Annotated in this window: 15 protein-coding genes; 3 read left to right on the forward strand and 12 right to left on the reverse strand. The window is 37.3% G+C overall.

Annotated features, from left to right (window positions below; all coding sequences use genetic code 11):
- The 4 genes from DW963_RS06070 to DW963_RS13620 form a co-directional block, all read right to left on the reverse strand.
- A partial coding sequence (locus DW963_RS06070) for an AAA family ATPase (RefSeq protein WP_353652784.1) occupies nt 1-787 on the reverse strand: 787 nt, incomplete at its 3' end.
- A 77-nt stretch (nt 788-864) separates the two neighbouring features.
- The gene (locus tag DW963_RS06075) at nt 865-2,007 is read right to left on the reverse strand and encodes an AAA family ATPase (protein ID WP_117914309.1); all 1,143 of its coding nucleotides are present in this window, start codon (nt 2,005-2,007) and stop codon (nt 865-867) included.
- Nucleotides 2,007-2,810, reverse strand: a complete 804-nt coding sequence (locus DW963_RS06080) for a metallophosphoesterase family protein (protein WP_243004198.1) — start codon at nt 2,808-2,810, stop codon at nt 2,007-2,009. Before DW963_RS06080 ends, DW963_RS06075 begins: the two co-directional genes overlap by 1 nt.
- Nucleotides 2,789-3,127, reverse strand: coding sequence for a metallophosphoesterase family protein (locus DW963_RS13620; protein ID WP_243004199.1), 339 nt, complete (start codon nt 3,125-3,127; stop codon nt 2,789-2,791). The genes DW963_RS06080 and DW963_RS13620 overlap by 22 nt, the downstream gene beginning before the upstream one ends.
- 137 nt (nt 3,128-3,264) lie before the next feature.
- Here DW963_RS13620 and DW963_RS06085 point away from each other — a divergent pair, with 137 nt between their 5' ends.
- Nucleotides 3,265-4,242, forward strand: coding sequence for an aldose epimerase family protein (locus DW963_RS06085; RefSeq protein ID WP_117914311.1), 978 nt, complete (start codon nt 3,265-3,267; stop codon nt 4,240-4,242).
- Between the two features lie 91 nt (nt 4,243-4,333).
- Here the strand turns inward: DW963_RS06085 and DW963_RS06090 are convergent, their stop codons facing one another.
- From DW963_RS06090 to DW963_RS06105, 4 genes are all read right to left on the reverse strand, one after another.
- On the reverse strand, nt 4,334-5,236 hold the full coding sequence (locus DW963_RS06090; RefSeq protein WP_022097900.1) for a carbohydrate ABC transporter permease: 903 nt from the start codon (nt 5,234-5,236) through the stop codon (nt 4,334-4,336).
- 1 nt (nt 5,237) lies between these two features.
- On the reverse strand, nt 5,238-6,188 hold the full coding sequence (locus tag DW963_RS06095) for a carbohydrate ABC transporter permease (protein ID WP_022097899.1): 951 nt from the start codon (nt 6,186-6,188) through the stop codon (nt 5,238-5,240).
- 88 nt (nt 6,189-6,276) lie between these two features.
- Entirely contained in the window at nt 6,277-7,632 is a 1,356-nt protein-coding gene (locus DW963_RS06100) for an ABC transporter substrate-binding protein (RefSeq protein ID WP_117914313.1), read from the reverse strand.
- Between the two features lie 32 nt (nt 7,633-7,664).
- A complete protein-coding gene (locus tag DW963_RS06105) occupies nt 7,665-8,663 on the reverse strand; it encodes a LacI family DNA-binding transcriptional regulator (protein ID WP_117914314.1) in 999 nt (332 codons plus the stop codon).
- Nucleotides 8,664-8,917: 254 nt separating this feature from the next.
- Between DW963_RS06105 and DW963_RS06110 the strand changes: the two genes are divergently transcribed.
- Together DW963_RS06110 and DW963_RS06115 are read left to right on the forward strand one after the other, a co-directional pair.
- A complete protein-coding gene (locus tag DW963_RS06110) occupies nt 8,918-11,389 on the forward strand; it encodes a glycoside hydrolase family 94 protein (RefSeq protein WP_117914315.1) in 2,472 nt (823 codons plus the stop codon).
- Nucleotides 11,390-11,407: 18 nt separating this feature from the next.
- Nucleotides 11,408-12,793 (forward strand): GH1 family beta-glucosidase, encoded by a 1,386-nt coding sequence (locus tag DW963_RS06115; RefSeq protein WP_117914317.1) that lies wholly within the window; start codon nt 11,408-11,410, stop codon nt 12,791-12,793.
- A gap of 326 nt (nt 12,794-13,119) precedes the next feature.
- On the opposite strand, the gene DW963_RS06120 is transcribed toward DW963_RS06115, so the two are convergent.
- The 4 genes from DW963_RS06120 to DW963_RS06135 are packed head-to-tail and all read right to left on the reverse strand — an operon-like array spanning nt 13,120 to nt 17,628.
- Nucleotides 13,120-14,979: an ATP-dependent nuclease gene (locus tag DW963_RS06120; RefSeq protein ID WP_117914319.1), complete on the reverse strand. Its 1,860-nt coding sequence runs from the start codon at nt 14,977-14,979 to the stop codon at nt 13,120-13,122.
- Nucleotides 14,945-16,861 (reverse strand): DUF975 family protein, encoded by a 1,917-nt coding sequence (locus DW963_RS06125; RefSeq protein ID WP_117914321.1) that lies wholly within the window; start codon nt 16,859-16,861, stop codon nt 14,945-14,947. The genes DW963_RS06120 and DW963_RS06125 overlap by 35 nt, the downstream gene beginning before the upstream one ends.
- 16 nt (nt 16,862-16,877) lie before the next feature.
- Nucleotides 16,878-17,186 (reverse strand): hypothetical protein, encoded by a 309-nt coding sequence (locus DW963_RS06130; protein WP_117914323.1) that lies wholly within the window; start codon nt 17,184-17,186, stop codon nt 16,878-16,880.
- A 19-nt stretch (nt 17,187-17,205) separates the two neighbouring features.
- A complete protein-coding gene (locus DW963_RS06135; protein ID WP_117914325.1) occupies nt 17,206-17,628 on the reverse strand; it encodes a hypothetical protein in 423 nt (140 codons plus the stop codon).
- Nucleotides 17,629-17,806: the final 178 nt, after the last annotated feature.

The raw sequence follows: 17,806 nt of genomic DNA on the forward strand, positions 1-17,806 counted from the left end.
AATCATTCTTTGCTGAGACTGCATTTTCATACTCACTTTTAGCACGATAATATTCATCCAGCTTTTTGTCAAGTCTTCTAAGCATTTCTCCAACACTATCCTCATCACTATAATCTTTCACATATGACTTAAGAAACTGTGTAATCCCGTCAATCTGCTTTTCATACTGTCTGCTGTAAGACTCCTGCTTTAAAAGCTCATTGTTAATTCTTATAAAATCAGCAGTATCTCTCTTTATTTTTTCTATTGCAAGTGAATAATTACTGATATCATCCATACAAATAAAACTTCTTAAGAAATTCCTTATTCTGCTCTCAAGCAAACTTATTTCTTCATGTATTCCAGAATCATTCTGCTGTGCTTCCCTTACTTTCAGCTCACGATAATCCTCTATATCATGACGTAACTTAGAAAGCTCCCATTCCATATTGTCCATGTTATATGCAATTCCATATTTTTCGCAGAAACCCCTTACAATATCCTGCGTATCTGCAATGCTCTTCCTGTCAGCTTCAAGTTCAGACTCCATGGCTTTTAGTCTCTCAGCTGATTCCGCACTTATATTTCTAAATGTCTCATCATGCTGTTTTTTCTTTACAGAACCAATTCTTCCAGATAAACCACCTATAAATATACCCGCAATTATCAGTGTTATTCCGGCCACCATTACTTTAAACGAAAGAATCCCACCAATAACCGCTAAGATAACTCCTGCAACAATTCCCGTAACACTGTTATTCTTATATTCTTTCGCCTTGGCAAGCTTTGTGTTTTCATTTTCTCTCACAATTTCTAATTTAATTTCCTTGCCAGCAAGAGAATTCTGTTTATTCCGGGCTGCTATCCATCTGTCATGAATTATTCCTATATCTTCGTCAGGAACACCCTCTGCAAAGCGCTTTTTAACTGATTCAGTTTTTTCTGCTCATCCTCTGACAGTCTGTTTTTTGAACACAGGTTTCTAAATTCATCAAGTCTGACAGCAAGCCCCTGATATTCATCAAGAACAGCATTATCAGGAACCCCTTGCCCATATATTTTCTGAAGTTCTTCGAATCGCCTTTTATCTTGCTCATCGACATGAGCCAGTCTGCCACTTAACTTTCCAGCATCATCAAAAATTTCAATCTGCTTTATTATCTCATTCTTTTCAGGAATAGTACCATTGAAATATTCTTTCATATGTTCAAAAATATTCTTTTTATTGTTACATTCCTTTAACAATAACTGATACTTTTCCTTCATTGCCTGAACATCTTTTTTTACACTTAAAACCTTCTGCTGTTCCTGCAACTTTTCTTTACTGGCTTTGAGATTTTCTCTTTTTTCACACAATTCATCTCTTATCTTAGTCTGCTCATCAATAGTCTTATCTATTTCTGCATAATTATTAATCTGAGCTGTCAGCTGTGTGATTTTTGATTTTCTTTTTGCAATAGAACCTGTAACCCTTGTACTCGTTATATTGTTAAGTTCTGCCGTAAGTCTTGCCACCGCAGTCTCAAAATTGTTAATATCATCAGTATTGTCTGCCAGATTACCTATCTTGGCATTAATACTGTCAGTTGTCGTTGTAACACAGTCATTCTGTCCAATGAATACTGTTCTTTCAAAAGATTGAGCATCTATCTTAAACAATTCATCTCCTATATCAGAAGAAAAATCATTGCATTCCATATTTGTATCTTTTCTTACAAGCAGAAATTCATCATCTGCCTGTTTCTTTCCAAACACTCTTCTAAGTGAATAAACAACATCATTTACCTTAAATATAATTTCACCGCCATATACTCCTTTCTGCCATGGCATATAACGGTTTCTTTCCTTATCTGCAAGTTTCTTCTTACTTTCATTCTTAAATCCATAAAACATAACACGGATAAAGGATGCAAGTGTACTCTTTCCCCAGCCATTATCCTCACATATCGTATTACATTCACCAGAGAAATCATATGTAACATTATTCAGTTTTCCAAAATTTTCGATTGTACAACTGATAAGTCTCATCAGCCTATCTCCTCTCCCTGTAATGCCTGTAGTCCATATCTTATGATTTCAGCCTTATCCTGTTCACTAATATCATTTCTTGCCATAACATTTCTTATATATTCACCTTTAAGCGACATATCATGTTCATATGACATATAATCAATATTGTATATTGTATTGTCCTTTATCTTAAATGCATAGAATTTCTGCTCAAACTGCTTAGCCAGGTAATCTGTGTTTTTCTCACATTCAACATCAAGAGCACCTGTAAGTTCAACTTTAACAAGACTCTCTTTCGTATATCCAGATATTTCAAGAAATCTTCTTACACACTTCTCTATTTCAAATGTGTTTTCACACCCTGTAACATCAACCTGTGCAACATAAACATTTCTTCTTGCAAATGGAACAAAATATGTATCATAACCACCGGAAGTTTCATCAATATCAAGCACTACAAAGCCATGCTCTCCAGCCTCATCAAAGCCTCTTCCCTCAAGACATCCCGGATAACAATACACCCCTCTGGCATCCAGCCTGTCACTTGAATATTCATGCACATGTCCAAGCGCAAGATAATCAATTCCACGGTTTCTTAAATCCTTAAGACTTATTATCTGTGCGTTGTTCTTAGAAATATGAGAAGCCTCCTGCCCATGCAGCACAACAATATTAAAATTGCCTGCATTGAGAGAAAGGCTTCCATATATCTTACCCGCATTATCACTGTCAAGCTCCACACCGGTAATAACGATATCCTTTGTAATACTGCCATTATTAATTATACCAGCATTGTAACTTATCCATTCTTTTCCAAACATACGAAGATTAGCAGGAATCTCATCAAGATACGATACAAAGCTCCATTGTCATGATTACCCTGCAGATAATAAAATATAATCCCCGGATTGTTAATTATTATATTATATACTTCTTTCTTTGCTCCAACTGATATGTTCCTTGTATCAAACAAATCCCCCGCAATTATAATAACCCCGATACACTCCTTCACAGCATATCCGACCATATCCTTAAAAGATGCCAGCAGCTCACCTCTGCGTTCTCTTGCTTTATCTTTATCAAGATTAGCCGTCATTGCTGAATCCAGATGAATATCTGCACAATGCAAAATCTTCATATCTTCTCAACCTCAACTATAATATATTAATAAATATATCACATTTTTATATAAAAACATAGAACTTCTTTGTATAAAATGGTATACTTAATTTATATTTATTGTTCGTATTAATCATATACCAGAAAGGAGAATTCATGCAATATAATGTCAAAAAATGGGGCTTTCTCCCCGATGGTACAATGTGTCATATTATTCAGCTTTCATATAATGACATATCGCTTTATGTTTCAGACTATGGTGCAACATTCCAGTCAATGTTCGTGACTGATTCAGCCGGTGCACAACACGACATAATCCTTGGTTATGATACCCCGGAAGAATATTATTATGACCAGCAGAACTTCGGTGGAACAATGGGCCGATTCGCCAACAGAATTGCCGGGGCATGCATAACACTTAATGGCAAAGACTGGCATCTTCCTGCCAACGAAGGTAATAACACTCTTCACAGCGGACACGGCTTCAACAAATGTATGTGGCAGTATGATGTTAATCCTGAGGCTCTCATCCTCACACTTAACAGCCCGCATCTGGAGAATGGATTCCCTGGAAATCTTAAAGTTACCCAGACAATTACTATTACTGACAGAAATTCAATACTTGTGCATTATGACGCAGTATCAGATATGGATACAGTATGTAGTTTCACCAATCATAGTTACTTTAATTTTTCTGGGGTAAAGAATGTCTGTAATTATATAGTATCTGTAGGAGCAGATTGCTACACCCCTGTAGACAGCAGCAACATCCCCACGGGTGACATTCTGCCTGTTGAAGGAACAATGTATGATTTCCGTAATCCAAGAAGAGTTGGAACAGATTATATTGATATCAATTACGTTCTCTCTGATGCATATGAATATGCCGCTAAAGTAACCGACCCAGAAGCAGGCATAAGCATGTCTGTAAAGACCAGTTTCCCAGGATTGCAGCTGTATAACGGTAATTATATAGGTAACTGTACCGGTAAATACAATATGCCATACAACGATCAGCATGGCATATGTTTTGAACCCCAGTTTTTTCCTGACTCAATGCATCATAATAACTTTCCATCACCTGTTCTTAAAGCTGGAGAGCATCTTGACAGATATATAGAATACATTTTCTAAACAGCAGCTATATTGCTAAAGTGCATGATACAAGACGCAAAAAGAACCGTCCCTGAAATCAGGACGGTTCTTTTTTAATCTAAAAGCATATCTAACCTTTAACACCACCAAGTGTAACACCTCTTACAATGAACTTTGAAAGACAGATATACACTATAATTACCGGAACAATAGCAAATGCTATCATCATATATACCTGACCCATATCAAACTTCAGGAAATCCGCACTACGAAGCTGTGCTATTAACAGAGGAAGGGTTTTCTTGCTTGCCTTGTTAATAAGGAGTGAAGGTATAAAATAATTATTCCATGATGATACGAAAGTAAATATCATCTGAACAGCCAGAGCCGGTTTCATAAGAGGCAGAACAATCTGGTTAAATATTCTGAACTCTCTTGCGCCATCAATTCTCGCTGCCTCAATAAGTTCCATTGGAAGCACACTGTCCATATACTGCTTAATAAAGAAGAATACTACGGGTGCTGCAACCGAAGGTACAATAAGTGGTATGTAAGAATTAAGAAGATTCCAGTCTCCCATCATCTTAACAAATCCAAGTGCTGATACCTGTGTTGGTACCATCATTACAAGAAGAATGAATGTAAATGCAAACTTCTTTAGCCTGAAGTTATATGCATGAATAGCAAATGCTGTAAGTGCTGAGAAATACACTGACAGAACCGCTGAACATGCCGCAACAAACAGACTGTTAAACATACCCTTTATAACAGGAATATTCTCATTAGCAAGAACATTCTTCATGTTGACTATAAACGACTTTCCTGGAAGGAACGAGAATCCTTTCTGGATATCAGGGTGTGATCTTGTTGTATTAATAATAAGTACATAGAATGAGAAAAGGCACAAAAATGTTATAAGAATAAGTACGATATAACATAACACTCTCTCTGTTGTAAGTATTATTCTGTCTTTCACTCCAGCATTAGCGCCTTTAATATCAGCACTTGCAGAGGCTTTACCTGAATTACTCATATTACTTCGCCTCCTTTGCTTTTTTCTTCTTAGCTTTTCTAATTCCTGCTGCTTCCATATCCTTTGTTATATAATTAAATACAAATATACTAAGTACTGCTGTTACAATAAACAGAATAACTGAAAGCGCACCTGCCATGCCATAATTCTTACTATAAAGATGCTTGTTAAGATACATAATAACCGTCATACTTGTTCTATCCGGATTACCATTACCATTAGTAAGTATCTGAGGAACATCGAACATCTGGATACCACCGATTAATGATGTAATAAGTGTGTATGCCAGAATAGGCTTAATAAGTGGAAGTGTAATCTTTCCAAATATCTGTCTTGAATTAGCACCATCAATTCTTGCTGCTTCAAAAAGGCAAGGATCAACGCCCATAATGGCAGCCATAAGAATTATTGTTGTATTACCAAACCACATAAGGAAGTTCATAAGAGCAATCAGTCCTCTCGCTCCTGCTACCTCCGCAAGGAATCTATATGTAGGCAATCCCATACTGTTAAGCATGTTATTGATTGGACCCTGATCTGCAAATATTGCGTAGAATAACATGGCAAATGCAGATGCCATAATCAAATTAGGCATATAGATTATAGTTTTGAAAAATCCTGTACATTTTAATCTTAATCTAAGATCTGTAAACCATGACGCCAGAAGCAATGATATAAGAATCTGGGGAATAAATCCCATCAGCCACATTATCATTGTATTCTTCAGATAGAGCAATGTATCACCGTTAAACAGTATGGCCTTGTAATTGTCAAATCCAACGAACTTAGGTCCGACCTGCATAAGTCCAACCATATAGTTCTCAAAAAAACTATTATAAAATGTAGATATCAGTGGTATTAATGAAAACACAATATATACTGCAAAGAACGGTATAAGAAATATGTATCCCCATTTTGCATAGCTTACAAACTTTTTCTTCTTTTTATTCATACATATCTCCATTCCTGCCATATAAAAAGGCACAGCCATATAACATACTTATTATAATGACTGTGCCTTAATGACTAGCAATTACTAATTACTTTGAAAGGTTTGGATATTTCTCAATAGCTGCTTTATAGAAGTTATCAAGAGCCTTATCCTTAGTTACATTGCCATCGAAGTAATCCTTCATAGCCTTCTGGAATTCTTCGTTAAGACCCTGGTCATAAGAAGAAATGTTCTTCATGCTGATCTTAGGAGCTGACTTAGCAAATAACTTGATATGATTCTGACCGCCAAGGAAATCTGACTTGAAGTTACTGCTAGCGATTTCATTCATACCTGATGTTGTATTAGTGTAATCCTGAGTATCTTCTGTAATCTTCTTCATTGTAGCCTTATCACAGCAAAGTGTCTTCATAACATCTTTTACAAGGTTAGCGTTATCTGTTCCTGCTGCTGCACAGATCCATGTACCACCCCAGTAGTAGCTCTGTGGACCTTCACATACTGCATAGTCGCCGTAGATACCGTTGCCAACTTCTTCCTTACCACCTTCCTTAACAGGAGTAGCAAGTGAGTTACCTAAAAGTGTAAAGTTAATTCCCCATGTTGAGTAGAAGAATCCGAATACCTTACCAGAAGGTCCCTGATCTGCTGCCCATGTTGAATCCCAAAGAGATGACTTATTATTATAGCCCTTATCTGTATATTTCTTAGTCTGATCAACCCACTTCATAATGTTATCATCAATAACAATCTTGTTATTAGAATCAACCCAAGGACCTGATACATTGTTAGAGAATACTCTGTATGAATCATCATAACCTGAAAGCATCTTGTAACCCTTAGCAGCAGCCTGTTCAGCTACCTTATCAAACTTATCCCAGGTTGAAAGTGCTTCCTGAACCTTATCCGGATCATCTGTTCCAAGAACATCCTTAGCAATAGAACGTCTGTAAGCAAAGAGTCCCGGAGTAGCCTGCCATGTTGTAGCCTTAAGTTTTCCTTTGCTGTCAGTTGCAATATCCTTTGTGTACTGATACATATCCTTAAGGTCATCATCTGTAAGGCCTACATCTTTTACATCAAGTGTGTAATCACTGTTAACATACTTTAAAGCATAATCAGCTTCGATAAGGAACATATCAATCTTATCATCTGCTGCTGCATCCTTCTGCTTTAATAATGCAGCATCAAGAGCATTCTGATAAGCGTTGTTTTCGTTAGGAGTAATTACCCAGTTTACCTTAACATCTGAAGGAACATTCTTATAATATCCTTCAAATCTGCTCTTAAACTCTTCATTCCAGCAGTAAATGTTAAGTACCTTACCCTGTTCCTCAGGCTTAGTATTAACTGCTGCCGAACCACCATCCTTTGATCCACAACCTGCTAATGTGGAAAGCACCATCATTGTACCAAGTGCCAGACTTAATAATCTCTTTTTCATAAAAAACCCTCCATAAATCTTAGACGACACCTTTAGTTTCCTATCTTTCTTATTGTTTCCCCTTCGATTAGTTCCGCATCTACAACAACCCTCTTTACTATCGTTGCCCTGGGATTCTCTATAGCACTTATAAGCTCATCTGCGGCAATCCTGCCGATTTCCCTGGTATTCTGACGAATTGTTGTAATCTTAGGATTTAACATCTGCGAGAATCTTGTTCCATCGTAACCCGCAACAGACACATCCTTTGGACTATGCAATTTCATATTCTTAATAGCATTCTTTCCTCCAACCACAGATAAATCATCCGGATAAAAAATACATGTTGGCGGTTCCTTTAATTTTAACAGCTCATATGTAAGTTTCTCAGCTTTTATTGAATCAAGATAGGTTGATTCTTTAATGTATTCATCTGGAACTTCTACCCCTAATTCATCCATTGTCTTATAAAAGGCTGCCAGACGCTCTTTCGTAACCTCTGATTCAACATTTCCATAAATATAAGCTATCTTTCTGTGTCCCCTGCTGTACGCGTAACGTACTAATTCACTCATCCCTTTCACGTTGTTAGAATTGACCGATGTACTGCCATTGAAAATGTAGTCGATGGTCACAACTGGTAATCTCCCGTTAACCATTTCATAGATTTCAGGATTGTTGAAATCCTCACAAGCTACAAGCACGCCATCAAAATTTCTGTATAAACAGTGTTCGTAGAAAGTCATCTTCTTAGAGTGATTGCTTACAAATGTAATATCATACCCCTTCTTCTCTGCTTCATTCTTAAAACTCTCAAGAACCTCGGCGAAATACTCATGTGCAAGACCATTATTAAGAAGAACTCCTATGTTATATGAACGGTTCGTCTTAAGTGCTCTGGCTGCTGAATTCGGATAATATCCAAGTCTGTTAGCTGCCTCTTTAACTTTCCTGCGTGTCTCTTCACTGATGTCACTATGGTCATTGAGAGCTTTACTTACTGTAGCAATTGAAACGCCACATTCTACAGCAACATCTTTCATAGATACCATAGATTCATTCCTTTCATGCATTACTTAATCGTTTTCGTAGCTTTACTATAACTCATATCAGATATAAATGCAAGTACTTTTATAAATTTTACTTATTTTTCTATATATCATCGTATTTTTTGTGCATTTCTACCAATTCTTACTCAAATCCAAAATAATCATTGATTTAATCCAAGCCTTAAAATATACTTATTACTATAAAATCAATATTAGAACTTGTACCTTAATGCACTTAATCGTTTTCTATAAATTATATGTGTACAGGAGGTATAATATGCAATCGGTTTTTTGATGACATCAATAAAGAATATGTCATAACCACACCAGAAACTCCATTGCCATGGATTAATTACTTAGGCTGTGAGAATTTTTTCAGTCTTAAGAGCAATACTGGCGGAGGATACTGTTTCTATAAGGATGCCAAGCTGCTCCGACTCACAAGATATCGCTATAATAATTCTCCTTTAGATAACAACGGCCACTACATTTATATTAAAGATGAGGATACCATATGGAATCCTGGATGGCAGCCATCCCAGACACCAGTTGAGGATTATACATGTCGTCACGGACTTGGATATACAGTTATTTCTTCATCTAAGAATGACATCAAGGCTACACAGACTGCTCTTGTTCCTATCGGAGATAATTGCGAGCTTGATAAACTTACTATTAAGAACACAGGAAATGCTGCTAAACATTTATCTGTATATTCTTATATAGAATTCTGTTTATGGAATGCAGTTGATGACTGCAACAACTTCCAGCGTAACTTCAGCACAGGCGAAGTTGAAGTTCAGCCAGAAATTAATATTGGCACCGCTGCCATGTCAGCAATATATCACAAGACAGAATACCGTGAGCGGCGTAACCATTATGCTGTTCATGCCGTCAGCACTGCTGCCAGCGGTTTCGATACAAGCAGAGAAAGTTTCATCGGTACATACGGAAGTCCTGCAATGCCTAAAGCTGTTAAAGAAGGTACATCTTATAATTCTATTGCAAGCGGATGGTCACCTGTTGGATCTTTCAGAATCGATATCGACCTTGAGCCGGGCGAAGAGAAAGAATATGTATTCATTATAGGATATGCAGAGAACCCTGATGATAAGAAGTGGGAATCATTCGGAATCATTAACAAAGAACCTGCATATGCCCTTCTTGAAAAATATAACACTCCGGCAAAATTTGATACAGCTCTTGCTGCTTTAAAAAATTACTGGACTCATCTTCTCTCGTCTTATATTGTTGACACAGAAGACAAGAAGCTCTGCCGTATGGTTAATATATGGAATCAGTATCAGTGCATGGTAACATTTAACATGTCAAGATCTGCTTCCTATTATGAGTCTGGAACCGGTCGTGGTATGGGATTTAGAGATTCCTGCCAGGATTTACTTGGCTTCGTACATCTTATTCCTGATTCAGCAAGACAGAGAATTCTTGATATTGCTGCTACACAGTTTGAGGACGGAAGTGCTTATCATCAGTATCAGCCATTAACTAAGAAAGGTAATTCTGATATTGGTTCTGGCTTTAATGATGATCCTTTATGGCTTATTGCAGGAACAGCTGCATATCTTAAAGAAACAGGCGATTTCAGCATTCTTGATGAAAATGTAGCATTTGACTGCGATGCAGGTAAGGCACAGCCGCTTATGGAACATTTAAGAAGATCCTTTAATTATACAACTACTCATCTTGGACCGCATAAGCTGCCACTTATCGGAAGAGCTGACTGGAATGACTGTCTCAACTTAAACTGCTTCTCTTCTGCTCCGGGTGAATCTTTCCAGACTACCGGACCATCAGAAGGACCTGTTGCTGAATCGGTATTTATCGCTGGAATGTATGTAAAATATGGCAATGAATATGCAGACATATGCCACATATCAGGTCTTACAGAGGAAGAAAATGCTGTACGTTCCCATGTTGATGACATGTATAAAGCTGTTCTTGATGCAGGCTGGGATGGTGAATGGTTCCTTCGTGCATATGATGCCGAAAGCCGTAAGGTTGGTTCACATGAATGTGAAGATGGACAGATATACATTGAACCACAGGGCTTCTGTGTTATGGCAGGTATAGGTGTCAAAGAAGGACTCGCACAGAAAGCTATGGATTCAGTAGAAAAAATTCTTGATACCAAGTATGGAATCATGATTTTACAACCAGCTTACAGATCATATCATCTTGAACTTGGCGAGGTATCTTCTTATCCGCCTGGATACAAAGAAAATGCCGGAATATTCTGTCATAATAATCCGTGGGTATCTATTGCTGAAACCGTTGTTGATGATAAAAACAGAGCATTCGAAACATACAAGAAAATATGTCCGGCATACCTTGAAGAAATAAGTGAGATACACAGGACTGAACCTTATGTATATTCACAGATGATTGCCGGCAAAGATGCAGCAAGATTTGGTGAAGCCAAAAACAGCTGGCTTACAGGCACTGCTGCATGGACATTTACAAGCATTTCTCAATATATACTTGGTGTAAGAGCTTCATTTGGAGGACTCACCATTGACCCTTGTCTGCCGGATTCTATTAAGAATCTGACAATTACAAGAAAATTCAGAGATGCTGTCTATAACATTACCATCAATAACAATAAGCACGAAAGAGTTTCTTCTCTTATTGTCAATGGTAATGAAATTACAGGAAACACAGTGCCTTTCAATGCTGACACTAAAGAATTCAATGTAATTGTTAATATCTGATATTTAAGGAGAATAATTATGTTTGATAAGAACTTTTTATGGGGAACTGCCTCAAGTTCATATCAGATAGAGGGAGCCTTTACCGAAGACGGCAAAGGCGTTTCTATCTGGGATACATTTTCTAATAAGCCAGGAAATATCGCACACAACGAGAATGGTAACGAAGCCTGTGACCACTATCACCGCTATCGCGAGGATATTGCACTTATGAAAAATCTTGGTATTCAGGCATACCGCTTTTCAATTTCATGGACACGAATATTTCCTGATGGAATTGTTAAGGATTCTGACGGCAATGTGCATTTCAACAAAGCCGGACTTGACTTCTACGATAATATTGTAAACTGTTGTCTTGAAAATGGTATTGAGCCTTTTATAACACTCTATCACTGGGATCTGCCACAGGCACTTGAAGATAATGGCGGATGGCTGAACAGACAGACAGCTTATATATTTGCTGACTATGCAGAATTTATATGTGAGCATTTTTCTGACAGAGTCGTTAATATCGCAACTATCAATGAACCACAGATAATCTCAGGTCTTGGATATATGAATGGACTTCATGCTCCCGGAAAGAAACTGGACTGCATCAGCGTGCTGTCAGTCATACACCATCTTGCACTTGCACACGGTCTTGCTGTCACAAGAATGCGTGCCGTTGCAAAACAGCCAATAAAGACTGGTTTTTCAAGCACTGGCGACTTGTGTTTTCCTGCAAGTGAATGTGATGAAGATATTGATGCTGCAAGAGCTGAAAGTTTCAAGATTGTTACCGGAAACATGACATTTAACCACACTATATTCTGCGATATGACATGCCTTGGCAGGTACCCCGATATTGTAGGAACAGGATTACATCTTGAAAAAGGTCTTGAAAAAATCGGACATTATGAAGAACTGCCATTCGTAAAAAATGGCGATATTGAACTGATACATCAGCCAATTGACTATCTTGGCATAAATGTATATAACGGACATGAAATAAATGCATCCGGCCATATTAACAAAAAACCAGGCAGTCCACGAACAGCTCTTGGCTGGCCTGTAACTCCCGGTGTTATGAATTATGGTATAAGATATCTGTATGAAAGATATAATCTTCCAATATACATATTTGAAGACGGTCTTGCCTGCAATGATATCATAAGTCTTGATGGCAAAGTCCACGACAGCAACCGTATCGACTTTCTGACAAGATATCTCACAGACCTTGAGAAAGCCTACAAAGCCGGTGTCCCAATACTCGGCTACTTCCACTGGTCATTCACAGATAATTTCGAATGGCACAGCGGCTACGACCCAAGATTTGGGTTAATCTATGTCGATTACGAAACCCAGCAGAGAATCCCAAAAGATTCTGCGTACTGGTATTCTGATTTAATTAAGAAGTCATCCAACTAAATATTGGTATTCATAAGTGTGCATGACGCCGTGGCATCTGCATATATGACATGTTCTCATGGATTCCTGCATCTAGTGTGAGTAAATGCCGCCATCTATAGAGTTTATTACAGTGCTGGAAATCAAACGCGCTTCGCTTGAACGAGATTTCCAGCACTGAACTTTTATAGATAGCGGCATTAACTCACACACGATTCGGAATAAATCGAACATATCATATATACAGACGCCACGGCTGTTATTCACTTCATATACGGCAATTCATTAGGATATGCACTATATAGAAGTACCTCTGCGATTGTACGCCCTCATGCCCATAACCCAATTTAATCATTCCTACGATTATTAAAGTACACAAAATTATCAATTGCAGTGAATATATCGTCAAAGTTCTCTCTTGGAGCTGCGTCTATGTATGCTTTTAGAATTGCATTTTCTTTCTCGCCCTTATATCTTCCATAGAATATGTCATATAGGTTGTGTCCTCTGACATATTTTCTGATATTCTCCATGTTGTCTATGATGTCTTGTTTTGTCTCAATTGTTATGTTCAGTTTTTCTAACATTTTCTTAGTGCTGACAAGGCGGTACAGGTATTCTTTATATTTGGCATATAATATATCATAGAACTGGTCTACACTTTTTACAACGCCTATCTTAGTCATTATCTCAGGGTCAAGAAAATAATTCTCAAATGAATAATATTTTAATATAAGCACATTACGGTCTGTTACTCTTGGCAGATTGCCATAATCCTGCTTTGCACGCTGCTTATAGTAGTTGGTAAGCTGGTCTCTTAAACGGTCAGCATCCTTACCATCTCCATCTCTTATCATAAGGAACTCATCCTTAAGATATAATGTATTTATATATTTCAGATTGGCATAAGTCTTGATGTTTGTACAACTGTTAGTTGCAATTATCGCTATACGATTGAGATTGCCATTCTCATCTATAACTTCTGAATAATATTTCTGCAGAAGTAGCGGCAGACGGCTTCTGTCCTGTTTTCCTTCCACTATAAATACAAAGCTCACATTCATAAGGTCATTGGCAGCATACCCAAGATCATCTAATATATCATCTATATCCGCCTCCGGAGTAGCAACTGTATTATTATCTTTATCGTTAATCACCTGACGAATCTGTCTTGTAGTAAAGTTAAATAACATTTGCGGTGAATGCGTGCAGAATATAACCTGATTCTTTCTTGAAAGCTTGTACAGAATTTCACTTGCTATCTTCTGTAACTGAGGATGAAGATATATTTCCGGATCTTCAATCAGAATAATGTATGGCACAGTACTTCCATATTCCGCATAGGTTTCAAGCAGTGACAAAATGTAGATACTGTTCAGTCCATCAGAAAGGTCATTGACATCCCCATCAATGTCACGCATTTCATTGTGAACAATTGTATCAACATGCATGAGTTTTTCTGCATCAAATGTAATCTGATAATGAATTCTTTCTCCAATGCCACCATTGTTCTTAAATTTTTCATTAAGTTTGTTCTCAAAATTAGCAAGATTAAAATTGAACAGCTTATACTGCATAAGTCTCGCTGTTTCTAATAAAGATAACTGTTCCGGTTTCTTGCGGTTAATAATTCCTATGCAATTAAAGCACTGATTACACATCTTATGCTTATCAAATATACACACGTTATCTTTAAGGTCTGCATATTCAGTTCCACCCTGCAGCATGATAAGATCTTCCTGAATTGATGACTTACGTCTTTCGTGGTCAACATAGAATATTCTGGGAAGGACTGTTTTTATATAAATATTGTTCTTCTTAACTCCGTCCCTGTACTTAATCTTACCATCACGGCTATATACATATTCAAATTCAAGAATACCATCCTTTAACGATGGAAGTTTATTGCAAAAATCCTTATACCACAAGTCATAATGCTTAAAAGAACTGACCTGTCCCTTCTGATACAATACAGCCAGATCCTCATCTTCAATACTGATGCGAACTGTAATGCTTATATTACCTTCGTTATCATTGAAATCTCTTAATGAAACTTCATAATCCCCGGTAACCGCTCTTATTGCGTCAAGAACCACACTCTTTCCTGCATTATTTCTGCCAACAAGAATCAGTACATCTTCAATATCATTAATCTCAAGTTCTCTGATTGATTTAAAATTCCTGATTAAAAGATATTCTATCCTCATACCTGTCCTCTGCCCCCTGATACATTTCTGCCAGCATATATTCTGGTGTATTATCATTAAATGTTGATATTCCTTTACCTGTATTAGGATTCTTTTTGGAATATACCATATCCACAATGAATGCAACTATCAATGCCGCACACACTGCACCAACAACCCTCAGTTTAATCTTTCTGAAGAAATTATCAAGAAGCGGTGCAATAATATATACGATTGCAACTCCTCCAAGTCCAAATACTAAAAGACCTTCAGCACATATTCTTCCATTAAGGTTAAGAAAATACCCGTTATAATTCCACCATCTTCTTCCGCAGCTGATTTCCAGATACAGTGATGTAAAATATTCAACAAATCCGCATAAAACTACTGATGCAAAGAATTCCACAACAGGCTTATTTCTTAATTTTTTAAGACATATCAGTATGAGTATCCCACCTGAACCATATATAGGAAGCCATGGCCCATGAAGAACACCTCTGTTCACAAATGTATGTGACGATATCAGATGAAGCGTAACCTCCCATATCCATCCCACAAAACATAATGAAAAGAATATCAGTATAAGCGATGGTATTGAATAATTACGCATATACACTGTATTTTCAAGGTCAACTCTGTGTTCCTTAAGATTGAAAAGGCGGGCAGGATAGGCTTTTCCAACTGCTTCTGCTTTATTCTTACTCATACGAAGCATTTCCTTCTTTTTTTCTTCAAATTCCAGCTCTGCCTTGCTGTTAATAAGTATTATGCCAAATGTGTTGGCTAAAAATACTCTTAATTTCTTCAATCTTCCTATTCTCGAATTGTGGTAATCATCAAAATCAATCTGTGGCTGTGGACTATCTATAAGTTTAAATACATCTGCATATACTTTTTTAAGCTGCTCTTCTGATGGTCTTTCATACAGATATGAATCATTAAGCCACTGAACTGCCTCCGGTTCTTTTTCAAGATATACTGCTCTTACATTTGCATAGAATTCTGCATAAAATGCAGCTTTATAAGGATTCACAAACAGCACTCCCACAACTCCTAACGTTGCCATTCCAATCACTGTCCAGCCAATGAATGATAATCCATACAGAAATGCCCTCCATTTGTAGCCTTTCATCATCTTTCTTGATAAGGTTATAGCCTCATTTGCCTTCATATCAGGATTCTCCGCGATAATGTATGGCACCAGCATGTATGAAAAATGCTTCACAAATATACCCACAATTGTAAGTGACCATAATATTTCATATACATTATTGACAATAAGCACCCATGATGCTTTCATCCATCTTTTTACCCGGAGAAGAAACATGAACTTTCCAGGTGGAACAGAATCATATGTGCGCGTTTCAAGCACTATTCTTCTTGATATAACAAGATAAGTTTTCTTGATAAAAAATGTTATAAACACATATACCATAAGTGCCACTATCAGAAGTATAAGCACTACTGCCCTTCTTGAACTTATGACTGATGATAGTGAATCCACAAATGTAAACACAATTCCGCCAGATGTTATAGCATTAACTATTGATGCAAATACACCTCTTGTTCTGCCCAATACCTTGGTTGCATTGTCTTTGGCCTCAGAAACCTTCGCATCAGACTGCGTCCTTCCAAAATCATCGTCACCCGTGATTACTGCGCCCATTGCCTGAACCACAGAACTTACAACCGAACTGTTAGCGACAGTATCAACATTTGCTTCAACCGATGCTGCACCCTGAATTTCATTGTTAACTGTTCCTAAACTTTTAAAGGCTTCCATCGTCTCTGTAAATTCAGAGCCGATGAAAGCCGCAAAAAGACAGACTGCTACTAACAGCCAGTAATGTTTCTTTAAATTATCCTTAGCATTCTTAACAAGTTGTTTTCTTTTAAATTCCATATCCCCAAAATCTTCTTTATCTCATTATTGTCTTTCTTACAACCTTTAATGGATCCTTCACCAAAAGGATAACAAGCCAGATTATAAGACCAAAAGCTACAACTGATAATCCTAAAAATGTATCATTAAGCATGTCTGCTGGTGCCGGTGTAAAATATTCTGCCCCCAGTTCAATATATTCAACCACTGCATCTACAAACCACATAAGTGAAGCTCCCACAAACATTAATGTTAAAGTCCCAAGCTTTAACTCTGAACGCTTATCGTTAGTATACCATATAATAGTAGTTATAATTGCTGCAAAAACTGCTATAAGTAATGTCATAAAATCTCCTGTCCTGTAATTATTCTGTTTCCTTAATTCCGTCAGCTTCTTTAGCTGCTTTCTTCTCTATTCCAGAAGCTATTGCAACCATTCCAACCCATACTGCTGTCACAACTAAGGCCATGCCAACACCTGCAGTTGCCATCTCATGTAACATCTGTACTGCATCCTGTGGATTGCCTGCTGCTGTTAAGAATGGAAAGAAAGGAGTAACTTCTCCATGCCATACATGCTCGAATGCAAGTAAAGCTGTACCACCCCAAAGCATATTGTTAAGCCATCTTAGCTTTCTTGAAAATGGAAGCACCTTTTCTTCCTTAACTGCTTCTACAGCACCTTCTGTCTCGCACGAACATATTTCCTTCTTCTCTTTCTTTTCAACAATCTTAGTTATCGCTGTTGTAACGATAGCTTCAGTACCTGGTACTATAAAACATGCCATATTAAATTCCTCCTGATTCACGATGCATTTTCATGTTCCAAAATGCATATATTTATATGTATTTTACCTATTTCACATTAGATTGTCAAACATTGTAAAATATACATTTTCACATATATTTTCTCTTTATTCCCTCTGCTGAATATGATATAGTAAAGCAGATGGGATTCACTTTGGA

Source organism: Eubacterium sp. AM46-8 (assembly GCF_003466705.1).
Lineage (GTDB): Bacteria > Bacillota > Clostridia > Lachnospirales > Lachnospiraceae > Lachnospira.